At 71.5% G+C, this 8416-nt stretch carries 8 protein-coding genes; 4 read left to right on the top strand and 4 right to left on the bottom strand.

Features of this window, described 5'->3' with window-relative positions; all coding sequences use genetic code 11:
- The 3 genes from EDM22_RS15825 to EDM22_RS15815 form a co-directional block, all read right to left on the bottom strand.
- On the bottom strand, window positions 1-418 hold a 418-nt coding region (locus tag EDM22_RS15825), incomplete at its 3' end, for a biotin/lipoyl-containing protein (protein ID WP_342768530.1).
- A 67-nt stretch (window positions 419-485) separates the two neighbouring features.
- The gene (lpdA, locus tag EDM22_RS15820) at window positions 486-1859 is read right to left on the bottom strand and encodes a dihydrolipoyl dehydrogenase (RefSeq protein WP_122938054.1); all 1374 of its coding nucleotides are present in this window, start codon (window positions 1857-1859) and stop codon (window positions 486-488) included.
- A gap of 96 nt (window positions 1860-1955) precedes the next feature.
- Complete coding sequence (locus tag EDM22_RS15815) at window positions 1956-3428, bottom strand: leucyl aminopeptidase (RefSeq protein ID WP_122938053.1); 1473 nt, start codon at window positions 3426-3428, stop codon at window positions 1956-1958.
- Window positions 3429-3515: 87 nt separating this feature from the next.
- On the opposite strand from EDM22_RS15815, the gene EDM22_RS15810 reads away from it, so the two are divergent.
- From EDM22_RS15810 to EDM22_RS15795, 4 genes are all read left to right on the top strand, one after another.
- Entirely contained in the window at window positions 3516-4442 is a 927-nt protein-coding gene (locus EDM22_RS15810) for a proteasome assembly chaperone family protein (RefSeq protein WP_122938052.1), read from the top strand.
- A gap of 271 nt (window positions 4443-4713) precedes the next feature.
- Window positions 4714-6078, top strand: a complete 1365-nt coding sequence (locus EDM22_RS15805) for an RNA polymerase sigma factor (protein WP_122938051.1) — start codon at window positions 4714-4716, stop codon at window positions 6076-6078.
- Between the two features lie 7 nt (window positions 6079-6085).
- Window positions 6086-7342 carry a Mur ligase family protein gene (locus EDM22_RS15800; protein ID WP_122938050.1) on the top strand — a complete coding sequence of 419 codons (1257 nt, stop codon included), beginning with the start codon at window positions 6086-6088 and terminating at the stop codon, window positions 7340-7342.
- On the top strand, window positions 7339-8082 hold the full coding sequence (locus tag EDM22_RS15795; protein WP_122938049.1) for a type 1 glutamine amidotransferase: 744 nt from the start codon (window positions 7339-7341) through the stop codon (window positions 8080-8082). The genes EDM22_RS15800 and EDM22_RS15795 overlap by 4 nt, the downstream gene beginning before the upstream one ends.
- 76 nt (window positions 8083-8158) lie before the next feature.
- Here the strand turns inward: EDM22_RS15795 and EDM22_RS15790 are convergent, their stop codons facing one another.
- On the bottom strand, window positions 8159-8392 hold the full coding sequence (locus EDM22_RS15790) for a DUF7455 domain-containing protein (protein WP_122938048.1): 234 nt from the start codon (window positions 8390-8392) through the stop codon (window positions 8159-8161).
- Window positions 8393-8416: the final 24 nt, after the last annotated feature.

Genomic DNA, 8416 nt, shown 5'->3' with positions numbered 1-8416 from the left:
GAGCCGGTGCGGGAGCTGCCGGTGCCGGCGCAGCCTCAGGCGCGGTGGGTGCCGGTGCGGCCTCGGGAGCGGCGGGCGCCGCGGGTGCCTGTGCGGCCTCGGGGGCGGGAGCCGGCGCAGCCTCGGGAGCCGGCGCCGGTGCTGCCTCGGCAGCGGGCGCAGCGGGCGCAGCAGCACCGGAGCCATCGCCGATCGTGACGAGGGCGGTGCCCACCTCGACGGTCTCGTCCTCCTGGACGAGAATCGCCTCGATGACACCCGCCACCGGCGACGGGATCTCGGTGTCGACCTTGTCGGTCGACACCTCGAGCAGCGGTTCGTCGACCTCCACACGGTCGCCGACGTTCTTCAGCCAGCGGGTGACCGTGCCCTCCGTGACACTCTCACCGAGTGCCGGGAGGCTGACGGATTCGCTCATGCGCTTGTCTCCTTCACAGCGTGTGACGCCTTCTACCTTATTGCAGTGGGGTTTCGGTGGCTCAGAATCAGAGCACGTGGAGCGGCTTGCCCGCGAGCTTGAGGAACGCTTCGCCGAGCGCCTCGTTCTGCGTGGGGTGTGCATGCAGGAAGGGGGCGATGTCCTCGGGGTACGCCTCCCAGTTGACGGCGAGCTGGGCCTCTCCGATGAGCTCGCCGACGCGGGAGCCGATCATGTGCACACCGACCACGGGGCCGTCGTTGACGCGCACGACCTTGATCGAGCCGCTCGTCTCCAGGATGTGGCTCTTGCCGTTGCCGGCCAGGTTGTACTCGTACGAGGACACCTGGTCGGCGCCGAACTTCTCGGCGGCTCGCGCCGTGCTGTAGCCGATCGACGCGATCTCGGGCTCCGAGTACGTGACCTTGGGGATGTTGACGTCCTCGACGATGATCGGGTTGAGGCCCGCGATCTCCTCGGCGACGAAGATCCCCTGCTGGAATCCGCGGTGGGCGAGCTGGAGGCCCGGCACGATGTCGCCCACGGCGTAGACGCCGGGGACGCTCGTCTCGAGGCGCTCGTTCGTGATGACGAAGCCGCGGTCGATCGTGACGCCGGCCTCTTCGTAGCCGAGGTTCGCCGTGACCGGACCGCGTCCGACCGCGACGAGCAGCAGCTCTGCGTCGACGGTCTCGCCGTTCTCGAGGGTGATCACGACGCCGTCGTCGTGCTGGGTGACGCCCTGGAACCGGACACCGACCTTGAAGTCGATGCCGCGCTTGCGGAACGCCCGCTCGAGCTGCTTGGAGACCGACTCCTCCTCGTTGGGGACGAGGTGGGGGAGCGCCTCGATGACCGTCACGTGGGAGCCGAACGACTTCCAGACGCTCGCGAACTCGACGCCGATGACGCCGCCGCCGAGGATGGCGACCTTGCTCGGCACGAAGTCGAGCTCGAGCGCCTGCTCGCTCGTGATGACCCGGCCGCCGATCTCGAGGCCGGGGAGCGAGCGGGAGTGCGAGCCCGTGGCGAGGACGACGTTCTTGCCGACGAGCCGCTGGTCGCCCACCTGCACGGCGTTCGCGGCGACCAGCCGGCCCTCGCCCTCGACGAGGGTGATGCCGGTGGCCTTGATCATGCCGGCGAGGCCCTTGTACTTGCTCGCGACGATGCTCTCGCGGTACTTGGTGACGGCGGGGACGTCGATGCCCTCGAACGTCGAGCGCACGCCGAACCTCGCGGACTCACGGGTGTTGTCGGCGATCTCCGCCGCGTGCAGCAGTGCCTTCGTGGGGATGCATCCGCGGTGCAGGCAGGTGCCGCCCACCTTGTCCTTCTCGACGATGGCGACCGTCAGGCCGAGCTGGACGGCGCGCAGCGCCGCCGCGTACCCCCCGCTGCCGCCTCCGAGAATGACGAGGTCGAAGTTCTGCTCGGACAACCGGAATCTCCCTTGCGCACTGGATCTGCGAGGCGAGCTGCGCCGGTTCGTGGCCGGGCAGGCTGCGTGGGCGACGTTCGCGCCCATATGACCTTACTACCTGCCGGCGAGGTCCTCGCCCAGCCGGATGAGGGTGCGGACGGCGGCCCCGGTGGCCCCCGATCCGGTGAACCCCCAGGCCGATGCGGTGTTGTTCGCGGGCCCCGCGATGTCGAGGTGCGCCCACGGGATGCGGGCCCCGCCGTCGCCGTCGCGACGTCCCACGAACTCGCGCAGGAAGAGCCCCGCGAGCAGCATGCCGGGCATCCCGGCGCCGAGCTTGGTGTTCGCGATGTCGGCGACATCCGACTTGAGCAGGGGGCGCAGGTCGTCGGGCAGCGGCATCGGCCAGACCGCCTCGCCCGAGGCATCCGCCGCCGCACGCACCTGCCCGACGAGCGTCTCGTCGCCCATGAGCCCCGCGATGCGCGGACCCAGCGCGACGACCTGCGCACCGGTCAGGGTCGCGACGTCGACGATCGCGTCGGGCTGCTCCTCGCTCGCCGCAGCGAGGGCGTCGGCCATCACGAGCCGGCCCTCCGCGTCGGTGTTGAGCACCTCGACCGTCGTGCCCCCGCGCATGCGCAGCACGTCGTTGGGGCGCAGGGCGTTGCCCGACGGCATGTTCTCGGCGAGGCACAGCCAGCCGGTGACCCGCACGGGCACCTCGAGCTCGGCCAGGGCGACCATCGCCGCGAGCACGGCGGCTGCGCCGGCCATGTCGGTCTTCATGCCCACCATCGACGCCCCGGGCTTCAGCGACAGCCCGCCCGAGTCGAAGGTGATGCCCTTGCCGACGAGCGCCAGGTGGGCGGATGCCGCGGCGGGCGCGTACCCGAGCCGCACGAGCCGCGGACCGCGCGTCGAGCCCTTGCCGACCGCGTGGATGCCGCCGTAGCCCTCGGCCTCGAGGGCGCCGTCGTCGAGGATCCGCACGGCGATGCCGGCGCCGGAGGCGGCCTCCGCCGCGATCTCGGCGAAGCGCTCGGGGAAGAGCTCGTTCGGGGCCGTGTTCACGAGGTCGCGCGTGCGGGCGACCGCGCCGATCGCCGCGCGGATGCGCCGCAGGCCGATCGCCTCGTCCGAGTGGGCGCTGTGCAGCACGATGCGCGACGCCGGCGAGGGCGCATCGCGGTACGCGGTGAAGGCGTAGGCGCCCAGCCCCGCGCCCTCGAGGAGCGCGGCGGCGAGCTCCGGGTCGTCGGCGGGCACGGCGATCGCGACGGCGGAGACGCCCGCGAGCTGGCGCAGGGCGCTGCCCGCGGCGAGGCGGAGGCTCGCGGCATCCGCCCGATCGCCCGCGCCGGCGACCGCCACGACGGCCGGGCCGGGGCCGGGCGAGTGCAGGCGCGTGAGTTCGTCGGGAGCGGCCTTCGCGCCGAGCGCGGCGAGCGCGTCGCGCACCCAGTCGAAGCCCTCGGGCGCCAGCAGCTCGGGTCCCTCCTCGCCCCGGATCGCGGCGAGGAGGAGGACGTCGGCGTCGGAATCGGAGACGGGGGCGTTCGAGAGCTCGAGGGAGGGTGCCTGCATGCGACCGATCGTACGTGTTCGCTCTGGGCATGCACCGGCGGCGGATGATCCGGACGTGGGCCCCACCGCCGTCAGTACGCTGGAAGCATGAGAGATCCCCGGTCGCTCTTCGAGCTGAATCCCGACGTCGTCGTGCCGTCGGGCCTGCCGCTCGTCGCGGGGCTCACCGGGTTCGCCGACGCGGGCGGCGCGGTCGCGCAGACGAGCGAGTACCTGCTCTCGACGCTCGACACCACCGTGGTCGCGACCTTCGACGCCGACGAGCTGCTCGACTACCGCGCGCGGCGCCCGATCATCATGTTCGAGGGCGACCACCTCACCGACTATCGGCCGCCGCGCCTGAGCCTCGACCTCGCCCGCGACGAGATCGGCCAGCAGTTCCTGCTCCTCACGGGCTTCGAGCCCGACTTCCAGTGGGAGCGGTTCAGCGCGGCGGTACTCGGCCTGATCGACCGGTTCGAGGTCGGCTCGACGACCTGGATCAACTCGATCCCGATGCCGGTGCCGCACACGCGGCCGATCGGCGTGACGGTGAGCGGCAACCGCAGCGATCTCATCGAGGCGATGTCGGTCTGGCGGCCCACCACCCAGGTGCCCGCCAATGCGCTGCACCTCGTCGAGTACCGGCTGCAGGAGCTCGACCATCCCACGACGGGCTTCGTGCTCCTCGTGCCGCACTACCTCGCCGACTCGGAGTACCCGACCGCCGCGGTGGCCGCGCTCGAGGCCGTCAGCGCGTCGACCGGGCGGATCTTCCCCACCGACGTGCTGCGCGAACAGGGACGCGAGTTCACGGCGCGGATCGACGAGCAGGTCGCCGAGAACGGGGAGCTGGCCAAGCTCGTGCACACGCTCGAAGAGCGTCACGACTCCTATATGGAGGGCACGACGCTGCGTTCGCCGCTCACCGACGAGGACGGCGAGGTGCCCTCGGCCGACGAGATCGCCGCCGAGCTCGAGAAGTTCCTGGCGTTCCGGCGCAACCGCGACGACGAGCCGCCCGCTGCGCTCTGATCAGGGCCTCGCGCCGGGGCCGCGGGGGAATGCCGACGGGCCCGCCGGGGTTGTACTGCAATGAAGACAGCACGGCGAGGCGCGCCCGGACCGGGCGGACGCTGGTATAATTGTCACAGGACCCGGTCTGGTCCGCCGCGTGGCTCCCGCCACGATCGACAGCGGACTTGACATGGGTCCTCATAGTGTCCGAAATCGACCGGACCGGTGCACGAGCCGCACGTCCGAGGGGACGCACCAGCCGCGCCACGGTGAGGAGAGGTTCATACGTATGGCAACCAAGGCCACCACGGCTGCGAAGAGCGAGGCTGAGACCGCAACGGTCGAGCAGCCCGCCGCAGCCACGCGCACGGCCGCGAGCAAGTCCGCCGCGGCCGCCAAGCCGGCGACCAAGCGCGCGCCCGCGTCGAAGGCGGCCACCACGACCGCTGCGAAGACCCCGCGCACGACGACGGCGAAGTCCGCGGCGAAGCCCAAGACCAAGGGCAAGGCCGCGACCGGCGACGACGACGAGGAGATCGATCCCGAGGCCCTCGAGGAGGTCGACGTCGAGGTCGAGGTCGTCGAGGTCGTCGAGGATGCGACCGACGACGCGGCATCCGACACCGACGACGAGGACGCGAAGCCCATTCCCGACGACCCCCACCCCACGGGAGCGCTCGTGCTGCGGGCCGTCGACGACGAGGACGAGGTGCCGGTCTACTCGAGCGCCATCACCGGCGCCACGGCCGACCCCGTCAAGGACTACCTGAAGCAGATCGGAAAGGTCGCGCTCCTGAACGCGGCCGAAGAGGTCGAGCTCGCGATGCGCATCGAGGCGGGCCTCTTCGCCGAGGAGAAGCTCTCGCACATGACCGACGCCGAGAAGCGCTCGCAGCTCGGTCGCGAGCTGCAGTGGGTCGCGAAGGACGGGCAGCGCGCGAAGAGCCACCTCCTCGGTGCGAACCTGCGTCTCGTGGTCTCGCTGGCGAAGCGCTACACGGGTCGCGGCATGCAGTTCCTCGACCTGATCCAGGAGGGCAACCTGGGCCTCATCCGTGCGGTCGAGAAGTTCGACTACACCAAGGGCTTCAAGTTCTCGACCTATGCCACGTGGTGGATCCGCCAGGCGATCACCCGCGCCATGGCCGACCAGGCCCGCACGATCCGGATCCCGGTGCACATGGTCGAGGTCATCAACAAGCTCGCCCGCGTGCAGCGCCAGATGCTCCAGGACCTCGGCCGCGAGCCCACGCCCGAGGAGCTGAGCCGCGAGCTCGACATGACCCCCGAGAAGGTCATCGAGGTGCAGAAGTACGGTCGCGAGCCCATCTCGCTGCACACGCCCCTCGGTGAGGACGGCGACAGCGAGTTCGGCGACCTCATCGAGGACACCGAGGCGGTCGTCCCGGCCGACGCGGTGGGCTTCACGATGCTGCAGAAGCAGCTCGAGTCGCTCCTCGACTCGCTGAGCGAGCGCGAGGCGGGCGTCATCCGCATGCGCTTCGGCCTCGGCGACGGCATGCCCAAGACCCTCGACCAGATCGGCGACACCTTCGGCGTGACCCGCGAGCGGATCCGCCAGATCGAGTCGAAGACGATGGCGAAGCTCCGCCACCCGTCGCGCTCGCAGTCGCTCCGCGACTACCTCGAGTAGGCCGCCGGTGCGCTACGCGCCGGCGATCCTCGTCGGCAGGCTCACCCGATTTGCCGCCCGGCTGCGCAAGCCCGGCGGCGGATCGGCCGTTCCGGGTCTCGTCGTGAACCGCATCGCGCCGAACTACCTGCGGCGCACCCTGTCGGGCTTCCCGCAGGGCGTCGTGGTCGTGTCCGGGTCGAGCGGCAAGTCGACGACGACGAAGATGCTCGTGGCGATCCTCCGCGCCCACGGCATGCACGTGTTCACCAACCCGTCGACGGCGAACATCAGCCAGGGCCTCACCTCGGCGCTCCTCGAGCAGGCCGATTGGCAGGGTCGCGTGCCCGGCGACGTCGCGGTGCTCGAGATGGACGAGGGCCACGGCGCCCTCGTCATGCAGGGCGTCGATGCCCGTGTCGTCGCGCTCACGAACGTGATGGTCGACCAGATCGACCGCTTCCACGACTCCGACATGGTCGCCGGCATGCTCGCGAAGATCGCGTCGCGCGCCGGCGAGGCCGTCGTCGTGAACGCGGACGACGCCACCCTCGAGCGGCTCGCGGCGGGCCTGCGCCCGGATGTCGCGGTGCACCGGTACGGGGTCTCCGACGCCGTGCTCGCGGCATCGCCCCGCGGGCTCGGCTACACCGAGACGAATGCGGCACGCCTCCCCGACGGCGGCGGCGTGGTCGTGGAGTCGGTCGACGGCTCCTCCGCGGTGCTGCGCGACGGCGCGGCATCCGTCGACGTCGGCCTGCCCGCGCGCGGCACGCACTACGCCGTCGACGCGGCCGCGGCCTACGCGACGGCGAAGGCCGTGCTGGGCGCGCGATTCTCGAACGAGACCGCAGCCGCAGCCCTCAGCGCGATCCCCGCGGTGTTCGGCCGGGGCGAGCGCGTGACGGTGCGCGGCCAGCAGGTCGAGTTCGTACTCGTGCAGAATCCTTCGAGCTACCAGCTCAACGTCGACAGCATCGCCCCCGGTACCGAGCAGATCCTGTTCGCGATCGGCTCCGACGTGCGCGACCCCTCGTACTTCTGGCCCACGGATGCCTCGTCGCTCGGCCGCGTCGCGATCGTCAGCGGTTCCAAGGCCGCCGAGGCGGCGCTCATGCTCGCCTACGACGGCGTGGAGATCGACCGTGTCGAGCCCGACCTCGCCCGCGCGCTCGACGACTTCCTCGCCGCGCCGGCGCCCGCGAGCGGCGTGAAGACGATCGTCTTCTCGGCCGACTCCATGCGGCGCACGCGCGCGCACCTCGGACTCACGGGAGCGGAATGACCATCACGATCGCGTCGCTCATCCCGTCGCTGCAGAACACCAACGGCGACGCCGAGAACGCCGCCGTGCTCGCCGCCCGCGCCCGCTGGGCCGGACTCGCGGCGCGCGTCGTGCAGGTGGAGTCACGCGACGACCTGCCCGACCGGGTGGACGCCGTCGTGATCGGCTCCGGCAGCGACTCCGCGCTCGAGGCGGCGCGCGACGTCCTGCGCACGATGCACGACGAGCTGCGCCGCTGGGGCACCGAGGGCGTGCCCATCCTCGCGGTCGGGACAGGCTGGGAGCTGCTCAGCTGGGGGGTCGAGCGCGACGGCGTGCCCGACCTCGAGGGACTCGCGATCCTGCCGGGACGCGCGGTGCCGAGGACTGAGCGCGTCACCGGCGACCTCGTCGTCGACTCCCCGCGATACGGCGTGCTCGTCGGCTTCGAGAACCACGCACGGGACTACGTGCAGGCCGAGGCCTCGCCCTTGGGCCGTGTGCGCGCGGGCGAGGGCAACGGCCGGGGCTCGTCGCAGGAGGGCGTCGTGATGGGCGCCGTCATCGGCACGCACCTGCACGGTCCGGTGCTCGCGAAGAACCCGGTCATGGCCGACGCGCTCCTGGCCATCGCGGCCGAGCGCGCGGGGCTGTCGTACGCGCCGGGCGCGCAGGCGGCGGTGGTGGATGCGTACGCGGAGTCCGCCAGGCACGCCCAGTTGCGCGCCGCGGGCGTCGGGGCATCCGTGCACCCGAAGTGAGCGCGCCTCGACGCGACGGCGAACGCCCCGGAGCGATGCTCCGGGGCGTTCGTGGTTCGTGGGCCGGTGGTTCGGCTCAGCGGCCGTCGTCGAGGAGTCGGCTCGACTCGTCGTGCCAGCTGTGCGCGATCTGGGAGAGCTTCTCCTCGTGCTTGCGACCGTGGTGGGCGCAGAAGAGCAGCTCGCCGCTCGCGACGACGACGCGGATGTAGGCCTGTGCGCCGCAGGCGTCGCAGCGGTCGAGCGCGGTGAGCTCGTGGGGGGTCTCGAGTTCGTCCACCGCACCGGTGGTTTCGGCGTACTGCGTCATGGCTCCTCCTCCGTCGCTCACGTT

Source organism: Agromyces tardus, assembly GCF_003710805.1.
GTDB lineage: Bacteria > Actinomycetota > Actinomycetes > Actinomycetales > Microbacteriaceae > Agromyces > Agromyces tardus.
Note: the sequence above shows the minus strand (reverse complement) of the source record. Positions and strands in the feature narration are given on the sequence as shown.

Excerpts from the sequence above, each read along its gene's own strand:
- EDM22_RS15815 (WP_122938053.1), bottom strand. The coding sequence starts at position 3,428 with ATGCAGGCACCCTCCCTCGAGCTCTCGAACGCCCCCGTCTCCGATTCC.
- EDM22_RS15810 (WP_122938052.1), top strand. The coding sequence starts at position 3,516 with ATGAGAGATCCCCGGTCGCTCTTCGAGCTGAATCCCGACGTCGTCGTG.
- EDM22_RS15805 (WP_122938051.1), top strand. The coding sequence starts at position 4,714 with ATGGCAACCAAGGCCACCACGGCTGCGAAGAGCGAGGCTGAGACCGCA.
- EDM22_RS15795 (WP_122938049.1), top strand. The coding sequence starts at position 7,339 with ATGACCATCACGATCGCGTCGCTCATCCCGTCGCTGCAGAACACCAAC.
- EDM22_RS15790 (WP_122938048.1), bottom strand. The coding sequence starts at position 8,392 with ATGACGCAGTACGCCGAAACCACCGGTGCGGTGGACGAACTCGAGACC.